Source organism: Pseudomonas jessenii (assembly GCF_002236115.1).
GTDB classification, from domain to species: Bacteria; Pseudomonadota; Gammaproteobacteria; order Pseudomonadales; family Pseudomonadaceae; genus Aquipseudomonas; species Aquipseudomonas jessenii.
The window spans coordinates 190,316-214,521 of the sequence record NZ_NIWT01000003.1; the positions used below are offsets into that span (position 1 = coordinate 190,316).

The window sequence follows — 24,206 nt, forward strand, 5'->3', positions numbered from 1 at the left end:
GTTCAGGCCTCGGAAGATGCTTGCTTGTAGTTGAAGCCGATCGGGTGAGGCTGGTTACGAGCCTTGGCCAGTTCGATCTGCTTCTGCCGGTCGATCGCACTGCGACGGGTCTTCTCGCTCAGCTTATCCCAGCAATGCGGGCAACTGATGCCGGCCACGTAATGCTCGGACGCGCGGTCTTCCACACTCACCGGCGTGCGGCAGGCATGACATTGATCGTAGTCGCCCTCGCTCAGGTCGTGACGAACGGTCACGCGGTTGTCGAACACGAAGCAATCGCCCTGCCACTTGGTTTCTTCCTGCGGCACCTCTTCGAGGTACTTCAGGATGCCACCCTTGAGGTGAAAAACCTCACCGTAGCCCTCGCTGAGCATGTAGCTCGAGGCCTTCTCGCAGCGGATGCCGCCAGTGCAGAACATCGCGACCTTCTTGTGCACGGCCGGGTCGAAGTTGGCTTTGATGTAATCGGGAAATTCGCGAAAACTGGTGGTTTTCGGGTCGATGGCGCCTTCGAAGGTACCGATCGAGACTTCGTAGTCGTTACGGGTGTCGATCAACAACACTTCCGGGTCGCTGATCAGCGCGTTCCAGTCCTGTGGATCGACGTAGGTGCCGACCTTTTTGTTCGGGTCCACGCCTTCCACGCCGAGGGTGACGATTTCTTTCTTGAGTTTGACCTTGGTGCGGTAGAACGGCTGCTCGTCGCAGTACGACTCTTTGTGGTCGATGTCGTCCATGCGCGGGTCGTTCTTGAGCCAGGCCATCAGCCCGTCGATGCCTTCGCGGCTGCCGGACACGGTGCCGTTGATGCCTTCTTCGGCAATCAGCAGGGTGCCTTTGATGCCGTTGTCGACCATCGCTTGCAGCAGGGGCTCGCGCAGGGCGACGTAATCTTCCAGGGTGACGAACTTATACAGTGCCGCCACGACAATCTGTTGTGTCATGGGTAAATCTCCAGGTGGCTACCCTCGTAAGGGGTGAACCGGATGCGAAAAAAAACGCGCCGGGTTAGCGGCGCGTTGGGCATTCTAACAAAAAACCGGAGTTTAGTGCTTGCTGCCGCCGGCACAGGTCGGCGAGGCCGGAGCTGCGTCAATCTGTGCCCATTCTTCTGGCGTGTAGGTATGCAGCGCCAACGCATGGAACTCTCCCATCAGCTCGCCGAGCGTGCCGTAGACCTTCTGGTGGCGCTTGACCCGGTTCAGGCCTTCGAACTGCGTACTGACCACCACAGCCTTGAAATGGGTTTGCAGCCCACGGCTGTGCATGTGGCTTTCATCCAGCACTTGCAGATGCTCGGGCTGAAGCAGGCCCAGCGTCGATTCGATGCGTTGTTGCATGGTCATACCGAACTCCGCTTAAGGCTTTTTCTTGGCTGGGGCGGCTGCGTCTTTCGGCGTCAGCTCGGCGGTCATGTCAGCCAGCAGCTTGTTGACCACAGGCACCGCGCTTTCCAGCTTGGCCTGGGTCATCTGGGCCGATTGCTGGGTCAGCTGAGGCATTTTTTCCAGGACTTTCTTGCCCAGTGGCGACTGGTAGAACGCAACCAGGTCCTTGAGCTCGGATTCGGTGAAGTTGGTGGTGTAGAGCTTGACCATGTCCGGTTTCAGCTTGTTCCAGCCAATGGCCTGGTCCAGAGCGGCGTTGGCCTTGGCCTGGTAGGTTTCCAACACGGCCTTTTTCGACTCAGGGGCTTTGGTCTGTTCGAAACGCTGGGCAAACATCTGCTGTACTTGCATGTACACCGGGGTGCCCAGTTTGTCAGCGTGCGCCATGGTCAGGAAAGCCTCGGCACTGGCGTTATGGCTGGCGGTGTCGGCAAGAACCTGGCCGCTGGCGCAGACCAAAGCAACGGCGGTACAGATGGCACGAAGACGAGTCATCGAGTTTCCTTTTCTAGCTGGCGAGGTAAGACCCCAAGGGCGTCCATTCTGCGCCTAAAAAAGTGTGTCGCTCAACCCCAAGCCTTGTCGCACCTGATTTAGAGGGGTTGAATGGTCAATTTCAGACTGATGGAACCACGGCCGTCGATCACGGCCTAAACTGCGCAATCGGACCTACAGGAGTGAGCAAGATGAGCCGTATCGAAACCGACAGCCTCGGCCAGGTTGAAGTCCCGGATGAAGCCTATTGGGGCGCTCAGACGCAACGCTCGCTGATCAACTTCGCCATCGGCAACGAACGCATGCCGCTGGCCGTGTTGCATGCCCTGGCGCTGATCAAGAAAGCCGCGGCACGGGTCAATGATCGCAATGGCGACGTGCCCGCCGATATCGCCCGCCTGATCGAGCAGGCGGCCGACGAGGTGCTCGCCGGCGACCACGACGACCAGTTTCCGCTGGTGGTCTGGCAAACCGGCAGCGGTACCCAGAGCAACATGAACGTCAATGAAGTGATCGCCGGTCGCGCCAACGAGCTGGCCGGCAACCCCCGTGGCGGCAAGTCCCCGGTGCACCCCAACGATCACGTCAATCGCTCCCAGAGCTCCAACGACTGCTTCCCCACCGCCATGCATATCGCGGCTGTCCAGGCGGTGCAACAGCACTTGCTGCCGGCGATCAGCGAACTGTCTGGCGGGCTGGCCGAACTGGCCGCACGCCACATGAAACTGGTCAAGACCGGCCGCACCCACATGATGGATGCGACACCCATCAGCTTCGGCCAGGAGATCTCAGCCTTCATCGCGCAACTCGATTACGCCGAGCGGGCGATCCGCAGCGCACTGCCCTCGGTCTGCGAACTGGCCCAGGGTGGAACGGCCGTCGGCACCGGGCTCAATTCACCCCACGGCTTTGGTGAGGCCATCGCCGCAGAATTGGCCGCCCTCTCCGGTTTGCCGTTTATCACCGCGCCGAACAAGTTTGCCGCGCTGGCCGGTCATGAGCCGCTGACCACGCTGTCCGGCGCGCTGAAAACCCTCGCCGTGACGCTGATGAAAATCGCCAACGATCTGCGCCTGCTGGGTTCCGGCCCGCGCGCCGGCTTCGCCGAAGTCAGGCTGCCGGCCAATGAACCGGGCAGTTCGATCATGCCGGGCAAGGTCAACCCGACCCAATGCGAAGCGCTGTCGATGCTGGCCTGCCAGGTATTGGGCAACGATGTCGCCATTGGCTTTGCCGCCAGTCAGGGCCACTTGCAGCTCAACGTGTTCAAACCGGTGATCATCCACAACCTGCTGCAATCGATCCGTTTACTGGCGGATGGCTGCAGCAACTTCCAGCAGCACTGCGTGGCCGGTCTGGAGCCGGATGCGGAAAAAATGGCTGAGCACCTGGAGCGTGGCTTGATGCTGGTGACGGCACTCAACCCGCACATCGGCTATGACAAATCGGCGGAGATCGCCAAGAAAGCCTACAGCGAAGGCCTGACCTTGCGCGAGGCGGCGTTGCAGCTCGGGTATCTGACAGACGAAGAGTTCGATGCGTGGGTGAGGCCGGAGAACATGCTGGAGGCTGGGGCCAAGGGCTGAATCGGTAGCGCCTGATCGTCCGTCATCGCGGGCAAGCCGCGCTCCCACAGGTTTTGCGTCGTTCATTGATATTGTGGACGACGCAAACCCTGTGGGAGCGTGGCTTGCCCGCGATGAACGATAACGCGGTCTAACCGGCTGCCATCCGCACCTTCCGCGCCTTCAGCCCGGCAATCAACGAGGGCCCCAACGCCACCAGCGCCGACCCCAGCACCACCAGCACCGCACCGCCATATCCCAGGCCATTGATCGTCTCGGCATGCACATAGTCGGGCCACAGCCACGCAGCCATGGCAACCGCGGCAAAGGTCACCAACGGCGTGATGGCCAGCGTCGCGCTGACCCGGGAGGCTTCCCAATGGGCCAGGGCCTCGGCAAACGCGCCATAGGCAATCAGCGTGTTGAGGCAGCACGCCAGCAGCAACCAACCCTGCAAGGGGCTTAATTGCAACGCTTCGAGCGGATGCACCCACGGCGTCAACAGCGCCGCGCAGAACAGGTAGATCACCATCATCACCTGCAGCGAATTCCACACCGTCAGCAATTGCTTCTGCCCCAGGGCATAGAAGGTCCAGACCGTGGACGCCAGCAACACAAGCAGCACACCGGCGGTGTAGTCGGTCAGAGACGTGAGCAACTCACTCAAGCGCTGGTTGAAAAACAGCGCAAAGCCGATCAGCAGTACCAGCAGGCCAATCCCCTGCCCCAGGCTGAAACGCTCCTTGAACACAAACAGACTGGCGATCAGCAGCATGATCGGTCCCATCTGCACTACCAGTTGCGCCGTACCGGGGCTGAGCAGGTTCAGGCCCATCAGATACAACACATAGTTACCGACCAGGCCGAGCACCGCCATCAGCACCAACCAGCCACCACGAGGACCGAGCACCTTGCGGCTGGGCAGACGCCTGGTGGCCGCCAGGTAAATGAACAGGCAGCCGCCGGATACCATCAGGCGAAACCAGGTCACCGTCACCGGGTCCATTACCAGCAACACTTGTTTGAGCTTGATCGGCAGGATTCCCCACAACAACGCGGTCAACAAGGCCAGGAACAGACCATAACCCCAGCGACCCGATGAAATGTGCATGTGAACCCCAACGCCAACTGACAGGAGTCGACATTCTAGGCCCGCAGCGGTGGCGTACACAGGCACAGTTTCGGTCTGGCCGCGAATGAAACTGTGCGGGTCGTAATCTTCAGGTGATTTTTTTGACCGTGGCGCACCCATCGCGAGCAAGCTCGCTCCCACAGGTTTTGCGACGTACACAACATTTGTGATCGCCGCTGAACACTGTGGGAGCGAGCTTGCTCGCGATGACTATCGAACTGACAACGAGAAATATCGAGGCTTACCGCACCGCTTCAAACAGCCCGGTTGCCCCCATCCCGCCACCCACGCACATGGTGACGATGCCGTACCGCAGATTGCGTCTCTGCAATTCACGAACCAGATGCCCGACCTGGCGCGAGCCGGTCATGCCAAACGGGTGACCGATGGAAATCGAGCCGCCGTTGACGTTGTACCGGGCGTTGTCGATTTCCAGGCGATTGCGGCTGTACAGGCACTGCGAGGCGAACGCTTCGTTGAGTTCCCACAGGTCGATGTCGGCAATCCGCAAGCCTTTGGCCTTGAGCAGTTTCGGTACCGAAAATACCGGGCCGATGCCCATCTCGTCCGGCGCGCAACCGGCCACGGTAAAGCCGCGGAAGAACGCTTTCGGCTTGAGCCCCAGTTCCAGCGCTTTCTCCAGGCTCATCACCAGAGTCATGGACGCGCCGTCAGACAGCTGCGAAGAGTTACCCGCCGTGACCGAGCCATCTTCGGCGAACACCGGCTTCAACCCGGTCAGACTTTCCAGGGTGGTGTCCGGGCGGTTGCAGTCATCGCGGTCGACGATGCCGTCGAGGATCTGTGCTTGACCTGTGGCCTTGTCTTCGACGCGATACTTCACCGACATCGGCACGATTTCATCAGTGAACAGCCCGGCGGCCTGAGCCTCTGCGGTGCGCTGCTGGCTTTGCAACGCATACAGGTCCTGCTCTTGGCGGCTGACGTTGTAACGACGCGCGACGATTTCAGCAGTCTGGCCCATCGGGAAGTAGATGCCCGGCACCTGTTCCTTGAGCAGCGGATTGATCAGGTTGTCGGTGTTGACGCTCTTCATGGTCAGGCTGATGGACTCGACGCCGCCGGCGACGATGATGTCGCTGCAACCCGAAGCGATCTGGTTGGCGGCAATGGCGATCGCCTGCAGGCCCGAGGAACAGAACCGGTTGAGGGTCATGCCGGCCGTGCCGATGCCCAGGCGCGAGAGCACCGCGACATTGCGACCGATATTGAAACCCTGGGCGCCTTCGTTGGAGCCGGCACCAACGATGCAGTCCTCGACGCTCGCCGGGTCGATACCAGTGCGCGCCAACAGTGCATCGACACAGTGTGCCGCCATGTCGTCCGGGCGGGTCATGTTGAATTTACCGCGAAAGGATTTGGCCAGGCCGGTCCGCACGCTGTCGACGATCACCACTTCACGCATGACATACCTCATTGTTGTTATCGGTTGAGAGTGGACCGAGCATAAGTCCAGCTCTTCACCCGCCGCGACGATCATTCATCCCGCGTATGCGTAACCATGGCCTCAATCCTTGTCCTTACGCTTGCGCTCATGCTTGGCGGATTTTTCGAAAGCCTCCTCCAGTGCCCGGTTGATGGTGCGCAAGACTTTTACCCGCGCCCAGCGTTTGTCGTTGGCTTCCACCAGGGTCCATGGCGCAATCTCGGTGCTGGTCCGATCGACCATGTCGCCGACCGCCGCGCGATAGTCGTCCCATTTATCACGGTTGCGCCAGTCGTCCTCGGTGATCTTGAAGCGTTTGAAGGGGATCTTTTCGCGCTCTTCGAAGCGCTCCAGTTGTGTCTGTTTGTCGATGGACAGCCAGAACTTGACCACGATCACACCGGCGTCGGTGAGCTGTTCTTCGAAATCGTTGATTTCACCGTAGGCACGCAGCCAGTCTGCCGGGCTGCAAAAACCTTCGATGCGCTCCACCAACACCCGGCCATACCAGGAGCGGTCGAACACGGTGAACTTGCCCCGGGCCGGCAGGTGCCGCCAGAAGCGCCACAGATACGGTTGCGCCCGTTCTTCCTCGGTGGGCGCGGCAATCGGCACGATGCTGTACTGGCGCGGATCAAGCGCTGCCGCTACCCGGCGGATCGCCCCGCCCTTGCCGGCCGCGTCGTTGCCTTCGAACACCGCCACCAGCGCGTGGCGGCGCATGCGTTTGTCACGCATCAACCCGGAGAACCGCGCCTGCTCGGTGATCAGTTGTTCTTCGTAATCTTCTTTGTCCAACTGCAGGGTCAGGTCCAGGCTGTCGATCAGGTTCACTTGATCGACACTGGGGAACACTGGCGCGGCGCTAACCGTTTCCGGATGGATCTTCGGTCGCTTCAATGCGCCCTGCAGGCCCGCCAGCAGAATCCGCCCCACGGCCAGGCTGCGATAATGGGCATCCGCCCCGGCGATCACATGCCAGGGTGCATAAACGCGGCTGGTGCGGCGTAGCGCCCGTTCACCATACTTCACGAACCTGTCGTAGGTTTGCGACTGCTGCCAGTCCAGCGGGCTGATGCGCCAGCTGTGCAGCGGGTCGTCGGCCAGTGCCTTGAGGCGAGCCTTCATTTGCTTCTTGGAGAGGTGGAACCAGAACTTGAAGATCAGCGCACCTTCATCGCAGAGCATCTTTTCCAGGCGCTCGGCGGCATTGATCGCCTGATCCAGGCGCGGATCCTTGAACTCGCCATGGACCCGCCCCTGCAGCATCTGGCTGTACCAGTTGCCGAAGAAAATCCCCATGCGCCCCTTGGCCGGGAGCATCCGCCAGTACCGCCAGGCCGGTGGCCGCGCCAGTTCTTCGTCGGTTTGCTGATCGAACGTGCGGACCTCGATCAGGCGCGGGTCCATCCACTCGTTGAGCACCTTGATCGTCTCACCCTTGCCGGCACCTTCGATGCCATTGATCAAAATGATCACCGGGAAGCGGCGTTGCTGCTGCAATTCGAATTGCGCTTCGAGCAACGCTTCGCGCAGGGCCGGGATTTCGGCGTCGTAGGTTTCTTTGTCGATGGCGTGATCGATTTCGGCGGATTCAAACATGGGCGGCTCCCTTCCAGATGTGAGCAAGACTAGCGGATGGACCTGAAGGTCAGTGGAGATTTTCCGGATGGTTGCGGATTCCTGTGGCGAGGGGGCTTTGTGCAGGTTGATGATTTTCCCGGTTTCAGCCCGTTCATACCTTGCCACGGATCAAGCACCACACCTTCAATCGGCTAGAATGGCCGCCTTGCCGCTGCCGAGCCTGCCATGAAACCTGTATTGCCCCACGCCCAGCTCGACTGGGACGACCAAGGTCGCCCGTATTCGCGAGTGTTCGACGATGTGTACTTCTCCGACAAGTCAGGGCTGGATGAAACCCGCTATGTATTCATCGAGCAGAATCGACTGGCCGAACGCTTTGCCGCCTTGCCCGAGGGTGGGCGGCTGGTCATCGGTGAGACGGGGTTCGGCACCGGGCTGAATTTTTTGTGCGCCTGGCAGGTGTTCGAGCAACACGCAGCGGCCGGAGCGCGGCTGCATTTTGTCAGCGTAGAGAAATACCCGCTGAGCCCGGACGACTTGCAACGGGCCCTGGCGCTGTGGCCGGAACTCAAGGTATTTGCCGATCAACTGCTTGAGCAATACGTGGCCATCCATCAGGGTTTTCAGCGCCTGACGCTGGACCACGGCCGCGTCACCCTGACGCTGCTGATCGGCGATGCACTGGAGCAACTGCCGCAACTCGATGCCCGAATCGACGCCTGGTTCCTCGACGGTTTCGCCCCGGCGAAAAACCCCGACATGTGGACCGCCGAACTGTTTGCCGAGCTGGCTCGCCTGGCCGCTCCCGGTGCATCCATCAGCACCTTCACCAGCACCGGCTGGGTGCGGCGCCTGCTCAACGCCGCCGGCTTCAAGATGAAACGCACCCCCGGCATCGGCCACAAATGGGAGATCCTGCGCGGTGAGTTCCTCGGCTGGCCCCTGGAAACGCCGGCCCCGGCCCTGGATAAACCCTGGTTCGCCCGCCCGGCCCCGCTGACCGGCGAGCGCCAGGCACTGGTGATCGGTGCCGGCCTGGCCGGTTGTGCCAGCGCCGCCAGCCTCGCCGCGCGGGGCTGGCAAGTGACATTGCTGGAGCGCCACGACGCCATCGCCCGGGAAGCCTCGGGCAACCCGCAGGGTGTGCTCTACCTGAAGTTATCCGCCCATGGCACGGCGCTGTCGCAAATGATCGTCAGCGGATTCGGCTACACCCGACGTCTGCTCGAACACTTGCAACGGGGCCGCGACTGGGACGATTGCGGCGTATTGCAACTGGCCTTCAATGCCAAGGAAGCCGAACGCCAGGCGCAATTGGCCGCGGCGTTTCCCGTGGACTTGCTGCACCTGCTGGATCAACCCGAAGCACAGGCCATGGCCGGTATCGGACTGGCACACGGCGGCCTGTTCTATCCCGAAGGCGGCTGGGTCCACCCACCGGCGCTGTGCCAGTGGCAGGCTGCGCATCCACAGATTCAATTGCTCACCCATCACGATGCGCTGGAACTGCGCAAGGTTGAAGGCCGTTGGCAAGCCTGGGACGGCGAGCGATTGCTTGCCAGCGCCCCCGTGGTGGTGCTCGCCGGTGCGGCTGAAATCCAGCGCTTCCCCGAGAGCGCCGAGCTGCCGCTCAAGCGCATTCGCGGGCAAATCACCCGCTTGGCGCAAACTCCGCAAAGCCAGGCCCTGAGCACCGTGGTGTGTGCCGAAGGCTATGTCGCCCCCGCCCGTTTGGGCGAACACACCCTGGGGGCCAGTTTCGATTTCAAGAGCGATGACCTGACACCGACCACGGCAGAACACCTGGGCAACCTGGCCATGCTCGAAGAGATTTCCCATGATCTGGTCGAGCGTTTACAGGCCGATAAACTTGCGCCTGAAAGTCTCCAGGGGCGCGCCGCTTTTCGCTGCACCAGCCCCGACTACTTGCCAATCGTCGGCCCCTTGGCCGACACCCAGGCGTTCACTCAGGCGTATGCGGCGCTGGGCAAGGATGCCCGGCAGGTGCCGGACGTCGAATGCCCATGGCTTGACGGTTTGTACGTCAACAGCGGTCACGGCTCGCGCGGCCTGATCACCGCGCCGCTGTCCGCAGAACTGCTGGCAGCCTGGCTGGACAACGAACCCCTGCCGTTGCCCAGAAGCGTGGCCGAAGCCTGTCACCCCAACCGATTTGCCCTGCGACGCCTGATCCGGGGCAAGTAGTCGATACAGCAGCCGAAGTCGCCCTCACGGGGCGATTCGGCCGTGGTCAGTCGCGCATATAACTCATCGATCTAAAACTCCCCTTACCGAGGAGGGTCACTTTCTGAGTACCCGCCGTTTCGGCGCGGTATCGATCGACCCTCCCCAACGGAAAAACCGGTAAGGAATTTATGTGCGGATTAGCTGGCGAGTTACGTTTTGATCATCAACCTGCAGACCTTGCAGCCATTGAACGAATCACCCATCACCTGGCCCCCCGCGGCCCCGACGCCTGGGGATTTCATAGCCAGGGGCCGGTTGCCCTGGGCCATCGGCGCCTGAAGATCATGGACCTGTCGGACGGCTCGGCGCAGCCGATGATCGACCCGCAACTGGGCTTGTCCCTGGCCTTCAACGGGGCGATCTACAACTTTCCGGAACTGCGCGCAGAACTTGAAAGCCTGGGTTACGCCTTCTATTCCGGTGGCGACACCGAAGTGTTGCTCAAGGGTTATCACGCCTGGGGCGAAGCCTTGCTGCCAAAACTCAACGGCATGTTTGCCTTTGCCGTTTGGGAGCGCGATGCCCAACGCCTGTTCATCGCCCGCGACCGTCTCGGCGTGAAACCGCTGTACCTGTCGCGCACCGGCCAGCGCCTGCGCTTCGCCTCGGCGCTGCCGGCATTGCTCAAGGGCGGCGACATCAACCCGATCCTCGATCCCGTGGCGCTCAATCACTATCTGAATTTCCACTCCGTGGTCCCGGCACCGCGCACTTTGCTGGCGGGCATTGAAAAACTGCCGCCGGCCACCTGGATGCGCATCGAAGCCGATGGCCGCACCGAGCAGAAAACCTGGTGGACCCTGCCCTACGGCCCTCACGCCGATGAGACGAATCTGACCCTCGAGGACTGGCGCGACCGTGTGCTCGACAGCACCCGCGAAGCGGTAGCGATTCGTCAGCGTGCGGCGGTGGATGTCGGCGTGCTTCTGTCCGGCGGTGTCGATTCAAGCCTGCTGGTGGGGCTGTTGCGGGAAGTCGGCGTGGACAATCTGTCGACCTTCTCCATCGGCTTCCAGGATGCCGGCGGCGAGCGTGGAGACGAGTTCCAGTATTCGGACCTGATCGCCCGACACTACGGCACGCAGCACCATCAACTGCGCATCGACGAAAAGGAAATCATCGAACAACTGCCCGCCGCGTTCCGGGCCATGAGCGAGCCGATGGTCAGCCATGACTGCATCGCCTTCTACCTGTTGTCACGGGAGGTGGCCAAACACTGCAAAGTCGTCCAGAGCGGCCAGGGCGCCGATGAACTGTTCGCCGGTTACCACTGGTATCCGCAAGTGGACGGCGCGAGTGATCCGTATGCCGCGTACCGCGAAGCGTTTTTCGACCGCAGTTACGACGACTACGCCGCCACCGTGCAACCGAAATGGCTGACCGCGAATGACGCTGCCGGTGACTTCGTCAAAGCCCATTTCGCCCAGCCCGGTGCCGATGCGGCGGTGGACAAGGCCTTGCGTCTGGACAGCGCGGTGATGTTGGTGGACGACCCGGTCAAACGGGTCGACAACATGACCATGGCCTGGGGCCTGGAAGCGCGCACGCCGTTTCTCGATTACCGCCTGGTGGAGCTGTCGGCACGGATTCCGGGGCGTTTCAAACTGCCGGACGGCGGCAAGCAAGTCTTGAAAGAAGCCGCGCGACAAGTGATTCCCAGTGAAGTGATCGACCGCAAGAAAGGTTACTTCCCGGTGCCGGGCCTCAAGCATTTGCAGGGCGATACGCTGGAATGGGTGCGCGAGCTGCTGCTCGATCCCAGCCAGGATCGCGGCCTGTTCAACCCCGCGATGCTCGACCGTCTGCTGACTGATCCACAGGGGCAATTGACACCGTTGCGCGGCTCGAAGCTGTGGCAACTGGCGGCCCTCAACCTGTGGCTCAGCGAACAAGGAATCTGACCGATGAAACCTCACGCCACGGCTTTCAGCCAACGCCTGTTGCGCGGCCAGTCGCCCTCCTACGAACGCTTGCAGGCACGTCTGGCCGAGGATGGCAGTGAACTCGGCGGGGCGCCGATTGCCGTGCATTGCGGCTGGGGGCGCTTGCTGATCGGCCACACCTTTGCCGATGCCGCGAGCCTGGCCGGGGAGTTGCTCAACGAGCAGCCCGGCGAACGGGACATTGCCCTGTACGTTGCCGCGCCCCAGCAAGTGCTAGGGCTGGAGCCGACGCAGCTGTTCCTCGACCCGTCCGATACCTTGCGCCTGTGGTTCAGCGACTACCGTCAGGCGACCCGGGTGTTTCGCGGTTTCCGCATTCGACGCGCGCAAAGCGATGCCGACTGGCAGGCGATCAATCAGCTGTATCAGGCCCGCGGCATGTTGCCGATCGATGCCACCCTGCTGACGCCGCGCCATCTGGGCGGCCCGGTGTACTGGCTGGCCGAAGACGAGGACAGCGGCGCGGTCATCGGCAGCGTCATGGGCCTCAACCACCACAAGGCCTTCAACGACCCGGAAAACGGCAGCAGCCTGTGGTGCCTGGCGGTCGACCCGCATTGTGCGCGGCCGGGTGTCGGTGAAGTGTTGGTGCGGCATTTGATCGAACACTTCATGAGTCGCGGGCTCGCCTGCCTCGACCTGTCGGTGCTGCACGACAACCGCCAGGCGAAAAACCTTTACGCCAAGCTCGGTTTTCGCAACCTGACGACCTTCGCCATCAAGCGCAAGAACGGCATCAATCAGCCGCTGTTTCTCGGGCCCGGCCCGGAAGCCGCGTTCAACCCCTACGCGCGGATCATTGTCGAAGAAGCACACCGTCGTGGCATCGATGTGCACGTCGATGACGCCGACGCCGGGATGTTCACCCTCAGCCATGGCGGGCGCCGGGTACGCTGCCGTGAATCCCTGAGCGACCTGACCAGCGCCGTCAGCATGACCCTGTGCCAGGACAAAAGCCTGACCCACAAAGTGCTCAAGGCAGCAGGGTTGAATCTGCCAGCGCAGCAACTGGCGGGTAACGCCGATGACAATCTGGCCTTCCTCGATGAACACCAGCGCGTGGTGGTCAAGCCACTGGATGGTGAACAGGGCCAAGGGGTGGCGGTGGATTTGCGCACCATAGAGGAAGTGCAGCAAGCCATAGAAGCCGCTCGCCACTTCGACAGCCGCGTGCTGCTGGAAAGTTTCCACGAGGGCCTGGACCTGCGCATTGTGGTGATCGGTTTTGAAGTGGTCGCCGCCGCCATTCGCCGGCCAGCCGAAGTGGTCGGCGACGGCCAACACTCCATCGGTGCATTGATCGAAGCCCAGAGCCGACGGCGACAGGCGGCCACGGGCGGCGAAAGCAAGATCCCGCAGGACCAGGAAACCCTGCGCACCTTGCGTGTCGCCGGATACGACTACAACAGCATTCTGCCGGTCGGTGAGCACCTGTTCGTACGGCGCACGGCGAATCTTCACACCGGCGGCGTGCTTGAGGATGTCACGGCGACCCTGCACCCGACGCTGGTGGACGCCGCCGTCCGCGCGGCTCGGGCGCTGGACATTCCCATGGTCGGCCTTGACTTGATGGTTTCCGCCGCTGACCAGCCGGACTATGTGTTTATCGAAGCCAACGAACGGGCCGGGCTGGCCAACCACGAACCGCAGCCGACGGCGGAGCGGTTTGTGGATCTGTTGTTTCCGTACAGTCAGCCGGTGGTCTCTTAGCCATGTGTTGGCTGGGCTGATGCCATCGCGAGCAAGCTCGCTCCCACCTTTGATCGCATTTCCCTGTGGGAGCGAGCTTGCTCGCGATGGCGGCCTGACAGGCAAAACAAACCCCTCATCGAAACCATCGATGCGCTCAACTCATCAGGAGTTTCCATGACCAGCAAAATCCCCGAACCGGACCTCGGCTATCTGCAAAAAGTGCTGCTGGAAATGCTCGCCATTCCCAGCCCCACCGGGTTCACCGACACCATCGTGCGCTACGTCGCCGAACGTCTTGAAGAACTGGGCATTCCCTTCGAGCTGACCCGTCGCGGCACCATCCGCGCCACGCTCAAGGGCAAGAAGAACAGCCCCGACCGCGCCGTTTCCGCCCATCTGGACACCATCGGCGCGGCGGTGCGTGCAGTAAAGGACAACGGCCGTCTGACCCTCGCGCCCGTCGGCTGCTGGTCCAGCCGCTTTGCCGAGGGCAGCCGGGTCAGCCTGTTTACCGACAATGGCGTGATCCGCGGCAGCGTCTTGCCGCTGATGGCTTCCGGGCACGCATTCAATACCGCCGTGGATGAGATGCCGATCAGTTGGGATCACATCGAATTGCGTCTGGACGCCTACTGCGCCACCCGTGCCGACTGCGAGTCGCTGGGCATCAGCGTCGGCGATTTCGTCGCCTTCGACCCGCTGCCGGAGTTCACCGAAAGCGGCCACATCAGCGCCCGTCACCTCGACGACAAGGCCGGGGTGGCCGCACTGCTGGCGGCGCTCAAGGCCATTGTCGACAGTGGTGAAGAGCTGATGATCGACTGCCATCCGCTGTTCACCATCACCGAAGAAACCGGCAGCGGCGCGGCGGCGGCGTTGCCCTGGGACGTCAGTGAGTTCGTCGGCATCGACATCGCACCGGTCGCGCCTGGCCAACATTCCAGCGAGCACGCAGTGAGCATCGCGATGCAGGATTCCGGCGGGCCGTATGACTATCACCTGTCGCGCCACCTCCTGCGCCTGGCCAGCGACAACGACTTGCCGGCACGCCGGGACCTGTTCCGCTACTACTTCAGCGACGCCCATTCAGCGGTGACCGCCGGCCACGACATTCGCACCGCCCTGCTCGCCTTCGGCTGCGATGCCACCCACGGTTACGAGCGCACCCACATCGACAGCCTCGCCGCCCTGAGCCGCCTGCTCGGTGCGTACATCCTCAGCCCGCCCGTGTTTGCCAGCGATGCACAACCGGCCAAGGGCTCACTGGACCGCTTCAGCCATCAGCTTGAACATGACACACAGATGGAAAGCGATACACGGGTGCCGTCGGTGGACAGCCTGGTGGGGCAGCGGTCGGAGAGCTGATCCAGGATCTTCATCGCCAGGTATACCGCTATCGCGAGCAAGCTCGTTCCCACACTCGACCGCATTCCCATGAAAGAACCCGGTCGCCTGTGGGAACGAGCTTGCTCGCGATGGCGTCAGAGCAAACGACATCAAACCCCAGGCTAGCCGATACCGGTCATTCGCCGTAGCATCGCGCCATTGATCCAACCGAGGTGCCTATGCTGATCCCCCACGACCAACTTCAAGTCGACACCCTCACCCGCCTGATCGAGGATTTCGTGACCCGCGACGGCACGGACAATGGTGACGACACCCCCCTGGAAACCCGCGTACTGCGCGTGCGCCAGGCCTTGACCAAGGGTCAGGCACTGATTGTCTTCGACCCGGAAAGCGAGCAGTGCCAACTGATGCTCAAGCACGATGTGCCCAAGCACCTGTTTGACTGAGGTCTTCAGCGTCCCTTGGTTTTCGCCAGTTTGTTCTGGATGCGTTCGTAGATTTCACAGCGGTGCACATTGACGTCCTGAGGCGCTTCAACGCCAAAGCGGATGTTGCTTCCGTTGATCGCGAGAACGCGCACGGAAATGTTTTCACCGATGGAAATGGTTTCGCCCACAACGCGAGTGAGTACGAGCATGAGGAGTGTCCTTCAGGGGTTTCTGGCCCTTGAAGATGCCCGGCCCGCGGTACGCCTACAATGCTCCGACAGCAAACCAGACCGGACTGACAGCCCTTGACGCACACCACTTACGGAAAGGTCTGACAGACCGGTTGATTGTAGGACCGATCTGTCAGGACGCGGAGAATCGCGGCCCGAACAGAATGATGCTCGCGCCGATCACACACAGCGCCACGCCGAGCCAGTCCGAACCCAGCGGACGAATCCGCTCGACCACGGCCAGCCAGCCGATTGAGGCAATGATGTAGATGCCGCCGTAAGCGGCGTAGGCGCGGCCGGCGTAGGTGGCTTCGATCCGGGTCAGCAGCAGGGCGAACAGGGTCAGGCTCAGGAGCGCCGGCACCACCCACCACATGCTTTTCCCCTGGCGCAGCCACATCCAGAAAGCAAAGCAACCGGCAATTTCGAACAGCGCGGCGACGAAAAACCACAGGTAATTAAGCATGCAAGCGTCTCGCGAGGATGGCCGATGGCGGCCACCCTAACCACAGCGTTGCCTGCGGGCAAGATCAGCTTGCGGATTGCCTGGCCTTGGCGCGCATTTTGTCGGCCATGGCGGTCATTTCGTTGTAGAGCAATTGCGGGTTCTTCTGCTTGATCGCCCAGGCCATGCGGCCCTGTTCGTGGGGCAGAATCATGAACTCGCCGGCGGCGACCTGCTGATAGATGTAGTCGGCGATGTCGGCGGCGCTGATGGGCGAGCTTTCCAGCAACTTGCCGACCTGGGCTTTCATGGCCGGGGTCGGACCACGGAAGGAGTCCAGCAGGTTGGTCTGGAAGAACGACGGACACACCACATGCACGCCGACTTCCTGATGCGCCAGCTCGATCAGCAGGCTTTCGGACAACGCCACCACGCCCGCCTTGGCCACGTTGTAGTTGCTCATCGCCGGGCCTTGCATCAGCGCGGCCATGGACGCGATGTTGATGATCTTGCCTTTGCTTTTTTCCAGCAGTGGCAGGAAAGCCTTGCAGCCCTTGACCACGCCCATCAGGTTGATCGCGATCTGCCAGTCCCAGTCCTCCAGGGACAACTCACTGAAGAACCCGCCAGACGCTACACCCGCGTTATTGACGATGACATCGATGCCGCCGAGTTTGACCTCGCAGGCCTGGGCGAACGCTGTCAACTGGCTGTAATCGCGCACGTCGCAGCGCTGGATGAAACCGTCACCGCCCGCTTCGCGGACCAGCTTGAGGGTTTCCTGCAGGCCGGGCTCGCTGACGTCCGACAAAGCCAGTTGCCAGCCTTCACGCGCCCAGCGCAGCGCGATTTCGCGACCCAGGCCAGAGCCTGCACCAGTGATCATCATGCGATTTTGCATAGCAGACAGCCTTGTTGTTCTTGGAAGATGCACCGAGTGTAGCGAAGGAAATTGCCCGACCCACGCTCCATCAGATTGCTGAATGGCCCGAGCAAACTGCGGGAGCGTCTGACGCAATCAAGGCAACTACAAAAAATAAGAACCCGTGCGAAATACTTCAAAAAAACTTGGAATTTTCCTGCAAGCGCAATAGTCCGAATTTTTAAGCAGCTCGAATTTACTTCATTCCCGCTGACCTTGATTGGCATGGTCAATCCACTGCATTTTCGACAAGGAAATAGACATGGGCACAATACTGATCATCATTCTGATCCTGTTACTGATCGGTGGTTTACCGGTCTTCCCGCACTCCAGAAGTTGGGGTTACGGCCCGTCCGGTATCATCGGCGTCGTATTGGTGGTGCTGTTGATCCTGCTCTTGCTTGGCCGAATATAAGTATCCGCCAGGCAAAAAAAAGAGGCCCTTGAAGGGCCTCTTTTTTTGCGTCACAACTTAGTCCGGCTTGCCATCAACAACACCGGCGGTGTTGTCCAGCAGACTCTTGGTCGCTGTTTGCAGGAACGCTTCGAGCTTGAGTTTCAACTCGGCGGTACGCGGCGCATCAGCAATGACTTCGGCGCGAGGGTTGGCACCCAATTCATACTGATACAACTTCGGCGCCATGTCCTTGTCCTTCGGCAGGACCAGAATCTGGTCCGCGGTGAGGACGGCCGTGGTCTGCTCACTGCCCGACGGCTTGATCACACCAATACCGGCGTCGCCTTCCGGCAGGTTGAGCAGGTCGCGTCCCCAGCACTGATGACGTACTTCGCCACCGATGCGGCCCATGATGGTCGGCACGATGTCGATCTGAGTGCCCACGGTGTGGTCACGCTGGCCGAACTTTTCCTGGATGCCCGGCGCGATCATCAGCATCGGCACGTTGAAGCGGCCCAGGTCCATTTCGGTGATCTGCCGTTCGTTACCAAAACCGTGGTCACCGACGACGACAAACAGGGTTTCCTTGAAGTACGGCTCCTTGCGGGCCTTTTCAAAGAACTGGCCCAGTGCCCAGTCCGAGTAACGCATGGCGGTCAGGTGTTCGTTCAGGTTGCCACGATCGGTCACGCGCTCGACCGGCAATGGCGTCGGCAAGGCGTAAGGCGTGTGGTTGGACAGGGTTTGCAGCAAGGCATAGAACGGCTTGCCGTTTTCCCGCGCCTTGAGCTCGACCAGGCCACGGTCGAACATGTCCTGGTCGGACACGCCCCAGGTCGGATCAGAGAACACCGGATTCACGAAATCGTTACGGCCGATGAAGTTGGTCATGCCTTGGTTGCTGAAGAAACCCGACTGGTTGTCCCAGGCGAAATCGCCGTTGTAGACATACACGTCGTCGAAGTCACGGGCGCTGAGCAACTGCGGCAGACCGGACAGCTTGTGGCTGCCTTCCGGGGTCTGCATCAGGTATTCGAAGCCCGGCAGGTTCGGGAAACAGGCCATGGTGGCGAACATGCCCTGGTGGGTATGGGTACCGTTGGAGAAGAAGCGGTCGAACAGCAAGCCTTCCTTCGACAGTTGGTCGAGGTACGGCGTAATGTTGCCTGGCCCCCCCAGCGCACCCACCGAGTGACCGGCCATGCTTTCCATCAGGATCACGACGACGTTCTTGATCGGCAAGGTCTTGTCGGCTGGCGGGGTGTAATCGCGACGTACCGCCGCGGTTTCGCCATCCACCAGTTTGTCATCCGCCATCACCAGCATGTCACGCACCACTTGCTGGGCTTGTGGCTGTGGCAGCGTGGCTTTCCAGATATTGTCGCGATCCTCGGACATCCGGCTCTTGGCGGCGGCGACCAGAGAAAGCGTACCGTTGAGACCCAACTGGTTGGCGAAGTTGGAATCTGTGGTGTAGACATCACCCCAGCGCATCGGCGGGCCTTGGCGCAAGGTGCCACGGGCCGCGACGACGCAGATCAGCAGGCAAACCACGAACACGCCAATGCGTGCATACCACGGCGCGACCTTGCGTGTGCCGATGCTGCCGCCACTGAACGGGCCACGAGGGCGGGTCGCACGGTCGGCGCCCTTGAATGCCATGCTCAGGATCACGGTACCCAGAGCCCACGCCAGCAGATAGCGGACCACCGGAAAACCATACCAGAGCATGCTGGCCACGGTTTTCGGGTCTTCCTTGACGTACTGGAAGACCAGGCCGTTGAGGCGCTGGTGGAATTCACGATAGAAGTCCATCTCCATCAGGCCCAGGAACAGCGCGATGCTGGAGACCACTGTCAGCCAGAGTCGGAACAGCCCGCGTGCCGCCATGGCCCGGGCGCTGAACAAGGCCAGCAGCAACGGAATACTGAGATAGACCACCAGGCGCAGGTCGAAACGCAGACCGTTGGCGAATGCCTCGAGGAAGGTCGAGGCCGGTGTGTCGAGGATCATCGAGCTGTTGTAAGCCAGCAGCGCGACGCGCAGCAGACTGAACATGACCATCATGACCAGGGCACACAACAGCGTGTAGGCCAGATGCGATTTGACGGTCGGTTGCAGCAGGCGACTAGAAGCTCGCTGCTGACTCAGGGCGTCCGGGATTGCCATGTCGTTTTAGGACCCATTGGAAGTTGAAGTTTCAAAAATACAGCTGCGCCTTGCCCTCTTTTCGGCCCGTACCAGGCCTGGGGGTTTGCGCGGTGCGCAAATGTTGCACGATCAACGGCAGCATTGCCATTGATAACTACCCTCATCCCGAGTCTTTCATCCTGCATTCAGCCATACGCTGCGCGTTACGGGAGAGCCGGCGAATTGTCTTGGAGAGTGGGTGAAAATTTCGTGCAACGCATATCCGGAAACAAATTAAAACCTGAGCATCGTTCAAAAAAGCAAACGCCCCGATCGAGTCGGGGCGTCACGAAGTCACCTCAAAAGAGTGACACAATTACTTCTCGGCGCGTTCCTTGAGGGCTTTCAAGGTATTGAACGGGGCATCCACCACGAACTTGTTGGCCACCATCGACGGCACGCTGCCGCCCGGCTCGGTGTGCACCTGATAGGTCACTTCGATCTGGTCGCCCTTGGGTACGAACTTCCAGAAACCGTCGACCTTGGTGACCCGGACGAAGCCTTTTTCTTCAGGAATGTATTTCGGCACGCCTTCGAGCTTGCGGGTCAGGCTGCCATCGGCCCCTTCGATGGTGGTGATGTGCAACACCGAATCACGGGGAGTAACCGGCCACGGGGTGTTGAACTGAGTGTAGGTCCAGCTCTGCTCACCTTCGTGCTTGAGCAGCTTCTGGGTTTTGCATTCGTGAATCCAGGCGCAGGCTCCGGACACGTCGTCCTGCAACGCACGCAGCTTGGCCATGGTGGTCTTCATCAGCGTGACGCCCTGGTAGGCCTTGTAGTCGGAGCCGGCCACTTCACTCAGGGAGATCTTGATGCCGTCTTCGTCTTTCTTGACCTTCCAGTCTTCGGCCTGGGCCGTCGAGGTAACCAGCACAACCGTCAAACCACACAGCACAGCCATACGATGCAGCGAACCCATAGTCTTATTCCTTATTGTTGAAGTTCCGTTCGTAGAACACATCACGCCGCCGTCATTTGCTCCCACCAGCCAATCAACCGGATGGCTTCTTCGCTGCTGTTTCCGCACACCTCGGGGTCGGCCTCGAAGGCAGAACACACCGCCGGCCGTTCCGGCTGGCCGAAAATACTGCACAGGTTATCGGAGGAAAGTTGCAGGCAACGCTGCCCCGCGGCCTTGCCATTGGGCATACCGGGAATCGGCGAACTGATGGAAGGGGCAATGCAACAAGCGCCACAGCCCTCACGGCATTTCATGACGACAAGCTCCTCGCGACGAGCAATGTGTTAATGGACGGGGCACAGAGTACCCGTTAAAACAGTTGTTTTAAATTACCTGCGGGCGGGTTTTTCAACGCAAACGAGCATGACCGGCCAGTCTCCGACAAAGCGTCTGGCCTGCGGCTCGCGGATCCTGACGGGGTTACTGCTTGAACTCGAAATCCAGTGCCGCGCCTTCGACCTCGTAGCGTTCTTCATTTCGCAGTTGCAGCTGCATTTCGTTGCTGAGCAGGCGGCCGTTGAGCTGGAACTCGCTGTTGCCGCTTTTGTCACCGAACATCTGGGGTAACAACGGTTCGCGCCTGACCAACGGCACCGTTCCGACCGGCTTGAGCTCTTGAACCATATCCTTGGGCAAGCTCAGATCCAGTTTGGTAGATGGAAGCTCAGTCTTTGCCACCTCGCTGGCCGGTTTCGATTTGGAGGCAATGGGCGGACGCTTTTTCACGGGCGTCGCCTGCTTACCGGCCACCGAGGCTTTTTTGACAGGTGCGGTTTCTATCGGTGCGACGTGGAAACTGCCGGTAGTCTGATCCTGCTCGGTGGCAGCCACGACGGATGCCGGCTGAATACTCGCAATCAGGCAGAGCCAAAGCCAGGCGGCAGGAAAAGTCGGTTTCATGTATCCAACGGTGGGTGCAAACGGCAGAGATGCATATGCTCGCCTGTTGCAGCCCACAAGACAAGCGCAGTCGCAGCCTGTTACAAACCGCCAGCCATCTCCTGGCAGAGTTGGGTGGCCAGCATGCCCAGGGTCATCAATGCACGCTCGGCCTCGCGGTTCCACGGGGTGCCGCAGTTGAGCCGGATGCAGTGATTGAATTGCTCGGTATTACTGAAGATCAGTCCCGGCGCGATACTGATGCCCTGCTGCAATGCCCGCACGTGCAACTCTTGCGTGTTGACCCGCCCCGGCAGACTGACCCACAGAATGAAGCCGCCGGTAGGTCGGGTCATCTGCGTGCCTTCAGGGAAATACTGTTGCACGGCCAATTGGAAGGCGCTGAGGTTTTTCCGGTACTCCTGACGGATGAAGCGCAAATGCCGGTCGTACCCGCCATTTTCCAGGTACGCGGCAATGCCCATCTGGGTCACGCTGCACGCGGAATGTGTACTGAAGGTCTGCAAGCGCTGGATTTCCTGCTGATACTTGCCGGCAATCATCCAGCCGATCCGCACGCCAGGCGACAGGGTCTTGGAGAAGCTCGAGCAATAGATCACCCGGTCCAGCCGATCGTAGGCCTTGAGAGACTTGGTGCGCCCCTGCTCGAACATCAGCTCACCGTAGATATCGTCTTCGACAATCTGGATATCGAAGTCCGACGCCAGGCGCAGCAATTGTTTCTGCCGCTCCTCCGGCATGGTGCCGCCCAACGGATTGCTCAGGCGGGTGGTCAGCACCAACGCCTTGATCGACCATTGGTTGGCCGCCAGTTGCAGGGCTTCCAGGCTCATGCCCGTGGCTGGATCACTGGGGATCTCGATGACCTTGAGCCCCAACAGGTCGGCCAGTTGCAGCAACCCGTAATAGGTCGGCGACTCGGCCGCGATCAGATCGCCCGGACGGGTCAGCACACGCAAGGACATCTGCAGCGCATCGACGCAACCGTGGGTGATCACCACCTCCGACGGATCGACCACCACGCCGGCATCGCGCATGCGGATCGCCACCTGTCGGCGCAACGGCTCGAAACCAGGGCTGAACATGTAGCTGAAGGCCCGCGGGCTATGGAAACGGGTGACTTTGGCCAATTGCTGATGCAGTGCCCGCACCGGCAAATAGTCGACACTCGGCACCGCAGCGCCCAGCGGGAAGACACCTTCACGACGGGACTCGACCAGGACTTGCTGAATGATGCTGCTGCGGGTGACCAGCCCGGGGCGCTCGACCCGGGCGATGTCCGGCGTCGGCGCGGTGAGTGCCGGCGTCTGGTGCACGTAGTAACCCGACTGCGGCCGGGCGCGGATCAGCCCCTGATCCTCGAGATTGGCATACGCCTGCAACACCGTCGCATGGCTGACATTGAGCTGCGAGCTCATCTTGCGCACCGAAGGCACGCGCTCCCCCGGCTGATAGACCCCACGGCGGATGTCTTCGGCCAGTTGTTGAGCAATACGTTGATAGAGCAAAAGATTGGTCATGACGCAGCACTCGATTTCACGGGCATTTTATTCTTGTGTGAAACAATACCGGAACAGTTTAGAAGTGTACGGGGACAGTTGCCACAAAAGTCGACCGTACAGTGCAGTGTCAGCAAAATCTGTACTGTTTTGTGCGGTAATCGGCAGGCAAAAAAAACCCGGCACTGCATGGCAGGCCGGGCTTTCCAGCGACGCAACCCTTAGCGGGCAGCGCCGAGCTGGCCCTTTTCATCGGAAAACACAATTTCCACCCGACGATTCTGCGCCCGGCCCCGTTCCGACGCGTTCGCGTCCACCGGATACTCGTCGCCATAACCCTCGACCTGGATGCGCTTGTCGTCGATACCCAGGTCCATCAGCACGTCAGCCACCGATTGCGCGCGGTCGCGGGACAGCTTGAGGTTTTCCTGCTTGCCCCCGGTACTGTCCGTATAACCTTCGATCCGCACCACTCGCTTGGGGTTGAGTTGCAGGAACTGCACGATCTTCAGCACCACACGGTTGGCCGACGGTTTCAATTCCGCTTCGCCGGTGTCGAACAGCATGTCGCCCAAGGTCATCACCAGACCGCGGTCGGTCTGGCTGGTCGTCAATGCCAGGATCTGCTCCTCGAGCCATTTGCCTTGCTGCTGCACGCTGAACAGTTTGGATTCACGCAATGCCAGTTGCAGACGCTGCCGCTCCAGTTCGAGTTTCGCCGCTTGCTCTTCGTTGAGCACCTGATTGGTATGCTCCCGGGCAATGGCGCTGTAGCGCTGGCTCAGGTAGGCGTAATGCACCACGTCCGAACCGCTGCCCCAATAGCTGGACAGGCGATCGGCACGGGCCAGGGACTCACCGGCGCGAATCACGTCCTTGGGGGCGATTCGCAGCACATTGGAGTCTTCCTTGACCTTCTGAAAGTCGGCACCGGCCTGCTGCAACGCGGACTCGCTGTGCTGGCTGGCGCAGCCAAAGAGGCTCGCGCAGCCTGCCAGGATCAAACCGCCGAGGGCTTTGCTCTTGAGGCTCATTGGGCATCTCCCAGTTGCTTGCGCAGGCGGGCGATGCGGGTGTTGAGCACGTTCAACTGTTCCTCGCTCTTGGCCGTCAACACCTTGGCTTCAGCCAGGCGCGCATCGAGTTCGGCCTGTTCGGCCCGCATGCGTGCGTTTTTGAAGGATTGATCGGTCATGTTGCCCTTGGCGCGGTTGAACTTGTCTTCGGCCAGTTTCATTTCCGGCACATCGTCGGCGGTGGCGCCTACGGCCTTGGCCTGTTCGAGTGCCTGTTCGGTCAGGCGAATCTGTTCATTCGGCGCAGGATCGGTTGCACAACCCGCCAGGGCGGCAAAGGCCACGGCAGCGAAAAGAGGTCGAATACTCACTGAA

Annotated in this window: 23 protein-coding genes; 7 read left to right on the forward strand and 16 right to left on the reverse strand. The window is 60.8% G+C overall.

Going from position 1 to position 24,206, the window contains the following annotated elements; translation table 11 throughout:
• Positions 1-2: 2 nt before the first annotated feature.
• From trhO to PSJE_RS09985, 3 genes are all read right to left on the reverse strand, one after another.
• Entirely contained in the window at positions 3-944 is a 942-nt protein-coding gene (gene trhO / locus PSJE_RS09975; protein WP_090457157.1) for an oxygen-dependent tRNA uridine(34) hydroxylase TrhO, read from the reverse strand.
• 102 nt (positions 945-1,046) lie between these two features.
• Entirely contained in the window at positions 1,047-1,346 is a 300-nt protein-coding gene (locus PSJE_RS09980) for a BolA family protein (RefSeq protein WP_090457159.1), read from the reverse strand.
• Between the two features lie 12 nt (positions 1,347-1,358).
• A complete protein-coding gene (locus PSJE_RS09985) occupies positions 1,359-1,883 on the reverse strand; it encodes a DUF2059 domain-containing protein (RefSeq protein ID WP_007997268.1) in 525 nt (174 codons plus the stop codon).
• Positions 1,884-2,074: 191 nt separating this feature from the next.
• Here PSJE_RS09985 and PSJE_RS09990 point away from each other — a divergent pair, with 191 nt between their 5' ends.
• Positions 2,075-3,469, forward strand: a complete 1,395-nt coding sequence (locus PSJE_RS09990; RefSeq protein ID WP_057713757.1) for a class II fumarate hydratase — start codon at positions 2,075-2,077, stop codon at positions 3,467-3,469.
• A gap of 130 nt (positions 3,470-3,599) precedes the next feature.
• Here PSJE_RS09990 and PSJE_RS09995 read toward each other — a convergent pair whose 3' ends face one another.
• From PSJE_RS09995 to pap, 3 genes are all read right to left on the reverse strand, one after another.
• Entirely contained in the window at positions 3,600-4,559 is a 960-nt protein-coding gene (locus PSJE_RS09995; protein ID WP_090457161.1) for a DMT family transporter, read from the reverse strand.
• Between the two features lie 262 nt (positions 4,560-4,821).
• Positions 4,822-6,006, reverse strand: a complete 1,185-nt coding sequence (locus tag PSJE_RS10000; RefSeq protein WP_057713755.1) for a thiolase family protein — start codon at positions 6,004-6,006, stop codon at positions 4,822-4,824.
• Positions 6,007-6,108: 102 nt separating this feature from the next.
• Positions 6,109-7,629, reverse strand: coding sequence for a polyphosphate:AMP phosphotransferase (gene pap / locus PSJE_RS10005; protein ID WP_090457163.1), 1,521 nt, complete (start codon positions 7,627-7,629; stop codon positions 6,109-6,111).
• 207 nt (positions 7,630-7,836) lie between these two features.
• Here pap and mnmC point away from each other — a divergent pair, with 207 nt between their 5' ends.
• The 5 genes from mnmC (at position 7,837) to PSJE_RS10030 (ending at position 15,286) form a co-directional block, all read left to right on the forward strand.
• Positions 7,837-9,816: a bifunctional tRNA (5-methylaminomethyl-2-thiouridine)(34)-methyltransferase MnmC2/FAD-dependent 5-carboxymethylaminomethyl-2-thiouridine(34) oxidoreductase MnmC1 gene (gene mnmC / locus PSJE_RS10010; protein WP_090457165.1), complete on the forward strand. Its 1,980-nt coding sequence runs from the start codon at positions 7,837-7,839 to the stop codon at positions 9,814-9,816.
• A gap of 170 nt (positions 9,817-9,986) precedes the next feature.
• Complete coding sequence (locus PSJE_RS10015) at positions 9,987-11,759, forward strand: N-acetylglutaminylglutamine amidotransferase (RefSeq protein ID WP_090457167.1); 1,773 nt, start codon at positions 9,987-9,989, stop codon at positions 11,757-11,759.
• 3 nt (positions 11,760-11,762) lie between these two features.
• Positions 11,763-13,511: an N-acetylglutaminylglutamine synthetase gene (ngg, locus tag PSJE_RS10020; protein WP_090457168.1), complete on the forward strand. Its 1,749-nt coding sequence runs from the start codon at positions 11,763-11,765 to the stop codon at positions 13,509-13,511.
• A 156-nt stretch (positions 13,512-13,667) separates the two neighbouring features.
• Positions 13,668-14,858 carry an osmoprotectant NAGGN system M42 family peptidase gene (locus tag PSJE_RS10025; RefSeq protein WP_057713750.1) on the forward strand — a complete coding sequence of 397 codons (1,191 nt, stop codon included), beginning with the start codon at positions 13,668-13,670 and terminating at the stop codon, positions 14,856-14,858.
• Positions 14,859-15,058: 200 nt separating this feature from the next.
• Positions 15,059-15,286 (forward strand): YheU family protein, encoded by a 228-nt coding sequence (locus tag PSJE_RS10030; RefSeq protein WP_056727184.1) that lies wholly within the window; start codon positions 15,059-15,061, stop codon positions 15,284-15,286.
• 5 nt (positions 15,287-15,291) lie between these two features.
• On the opposite strand, the gene csrA is transcribed toward PSJE_RS10030, so the two are convergent.
• From csrA to PSJE_RS10045, 3 genes are all read right to left on the reverse strand, one after another.
• Positions 15,292-15,477, reverse strand: coding sequence for a carbon storage regulator CsrA (gene csrA / locus PSJE_RS10035; RefSeq protein ID WP_057713749.1), 186 nt, complete (start codon positions 15,475-15,477; stop codon positions 15,292-15,294).
• 154 nt (positions 15,478-15,631) lie between these two features.
• Positions 15,632-15,964 (reverse strand): YnfA family protein, encoded by a 333-nt coding sequence (locus tag PSJE_RS10040; RefSeq protein WP_057713748.1) that lies wholly within the window; start codon positions 15,962-15,964, stop codon positions 15,632-15,634.
• Between the two features lie 64 nt (positions 15,965-16,028).
• Positions 16,029-16,844, reverse strand: a complete 816-nt coding sequence (locus PSJE_RS10045) for an SDR family oxidoreductase (protein WP_057713747.1) — start codon at positions 16,842-16,844, stop codon at positions 16,029-16,031.
• Between the two features lie 277 nt (positions 16,845-17,121).
• Between PSJE_RS10045 and PSJE_RS10050 the strand changes: the two genes are divergently transcribed.
• On the forward strand, positions 17,122-17,280 hold the full coding sequence (locus PSJE_RS10050; RefSeq protein WP_172435350.1) for a DUF3309 family protein: 159 nt from the start codon (positions 17,122-17,124) through the stop codon (positions 17,278-17,280).
• 57 nt (positions 17,281-17,337) lie between these two features.
• Here the strand turns inward: PSJE_RS10050 and PSJE_RS10055 are convergent, their stop codons facing one another.
• From PSJE_RS10055 to PSJE_RS10085, 7 genes are all read right to left on the reverse strand, one after another.
• Entirely contained in the window at positions 17,338-19,431 is a 2,094-nt protein-coding gene (locus PSJE_RS10055; protein WP_090457170.1) for an LTA synthase family protein, read from the reverse strand.
• A gap of 337 nt (positions 19,432-19,768) precedes the next feature.
• Complete coding sequence (locus tag PSJE_RS10060; protein WP_090457172.1) at positions 19,769-20,374, reverse strand: START domain-containing protein; 606 nt, start codon at positions 20,372-20,374, stop codon at positions 19,769-19,771.
• A 41-nt stretch (positions 20,375-20,415) separates the two neighbouring features.
• Entirely contained in the window at positions 20,416-20,670 is a 255-nt protein-coding gene (locus tag PSJE_RS10065) for a YkgJ family cysteine cluster protein (RefSeq protein WP_057713744.1), read from the reverse strand.
• Positions 20,671-20,836: 166 nt separating this feature from the next.
• Positions 20,837-21,316 (reverse strand): translation initiation factor 2, encoded by a 480-nt coding sequence (locus PSJE_RS10070; protein ID WP_090457174.1) that lies wholly within the window; start codon positions 21,314-21,316, stop codon positions 20,837-20,839.
• 80 nt (positions 21,317-21,396) lie between these two features.
• A complete protein-coding gene (locus tag PSJE_RS10075) occupies positions 21,397-22,836 on the reverse strand; it encodes an aminotransferase-like domain-containing protein (RefSeq protein ID WP_007973699.1) in 1,440 nt (479 codons plus the stop codon).
• A gap of 200 nt (positions 22,837-23,036) precedes the next feature.
• Positions 23,037-23,849 (reverse strand): OmpA family protein, encoded by an 813-nt coding sequence (locus PSJE_RS10080; protein WP_057713742.1) that lies wholly within the window; start codon positions 23,847-23,849, stop codon positions 23,037-23,039.
• Positions 23,846-24,202: a DUF4398 domain-containing protein gene (locus PSJE_RS10085; RefSeq protein ID WP_056727192.1), complete on the reverse strand. Its 357-nt coding sequence runs from the start codon at positions 24,200-24,202 to the stop codon at positions 23,846-23,848. The genes PSJE_RS10080 and PSJE_RS10085 overlap by 4 nt, the downstream gene beginning before the upstream one ends.
• Between the last annotated feature and the right edge of the window lie 4 nt (positions 24,203-24,206).

Bases quoted from the DNA above. Each gene is read 5' to 3' on its own strand.
- trhO (WP_090457157.1), bottom strand. From the start codon at position 944: ATGACACAACAGATTGTCGTGGCGGCACTGTATAAGTTCGTCACCCTG.
- PSJE_RS09980 (WP_090457159.1), bottom strand. From the start codon at position 1,346: ATGACCATGCAACAACGCATCGAATCGACGCTGGGCCTGCTTCAGCCC.
- PSJE_RS09985 (WP_007997268.1), bottom strand. From the start codon at position 1,883: ATGACTCGTCTTCGTGCCATCTGTACCGCCGTTGCTTTGGTCTGCGCC.
- PSJE_RS09990 (WP_057713757.1), top strand. From the start codon at position 2,075: ATGAGCCGTATCGAAACCGACAGCCTCGGCCAGGTTGAAGTCCCGGAT.
- PSJE_RS09995 (WP_090457161.1), bottom strand. From the start codon at position 4,559: ATGCACATTTCATCGGGTCGCTGGGGTTATGGTCTGTTCCTGGCCTTG.
- PSJE_RS10000 (WP_057713755.1), bottom strand. From the start codon at position 6,006: ATGCGTGAAGTGGTGATCGTCGACAGCGTGCGGACCGGCCTGGCCAAA.
- pap (WP_090457163.1), bottom strand. From the start codon at position 7,629: ATGTTTGAATCCGCCGAAATCGATCACGCCATCGACAAAGAAACCTAC.
- mnmC (WP_090457165.1), top strand. From the start codon at position 7,837: ATGAAACCTGTATTGCCCCACGCCCAGCTCGACTGGGACGACCAAGGT.
- PSJE_RS10015 (WP_090457167.1), top strand. From the start codon at position 9,987: ATGTGCGGATTAGCTGGCGAGTTACGTTTTGATCATCAACCTGCAGAC.
- ngg (WP_090457168.1), top strand. From the start codon at position 11,763: ATGAAACCTCACGCCACGGCTTTCAGCCAACGCCTGTTGCGCGGCCAG.
- PSJE_RS10025 (WP_057713750.1), top strand. From the start codon at position 13,668: ATGACCAGCAAAATCCCCGAACCGGACCTCGGCTATCTGCAAAAAGTG.
- PSJE_RS10030 (WP_056727184.1), top strand. From the start codon at position 15,059: ATGCTGATCCCCCACGACCAACTTCAAGTCGACACCCTCACCCGCCTG.
- csrA (WP_057713749.1), bottom strand. From the start codon at position 15,477: ATGCTCGTACTCACTCGCGTTGTGGGCGAAACCATTTCCATCGGTGAA.
- PSJE_RS10040 (WP_057713748.1), bottom strand. From the start codon at position 15,964: ATGCTTAATTACCTGTGGTTTTTCGTCGCCGCGCTGTTCGAAATTGCC.
- PSJE_RS10045 (WP_057713747.1), bottom strand. From the start codon at position 16,844: ATGCAAAATCGCATGATGATCACTGGTGCAGGCTCTGGCCTGGGTCGC.
- PSJE_RS10055 (WP_090457170.1), bottom strand. From the start codon at position 19,431: ATGGCAATCCCGGACGCCCTGAGTCAGCAGCGAGCTTCTAGTCGCCTG.
- PSJE_RS10060 (WP_090457172.1), bottom strand. From the start codon at position 20,374: ATGGGTTCGCTGCATCGTATGGCTGTGCTGTGTGGTTTGACGGTTGTG.
- PSJE_RS10065 (WP_057713744.1), bottom strand. From the start codon at position 20,670: ATGAAATGCCGTGAGGGCTGTGGCGCTTGTTGCATTGCCCCTTCCATC.
- PSJE_RS10070 (WP_090457174.1), bottom strand. From the start codon at position 21,316: ATGAAACCGACTTTTCCTGCCGCCTGGCTTTGGCTCTGCCTGATTGCG.
- PSJE_RS10075 (WP_007973699.1), bottom strand. From the start codon at position 22,836: ATGACCAATCTTTTGCTCTATCAACGTATTGCTCAACAACTGGCCGAA.
- PSJE_RS10080 (WP_057713742.1), bottom strand. From the start codon at position 23,849: ATGAGCCTCAAGAGCAAAGCCCTCGGCGGTTTGATCCTGGCAGGCTGC.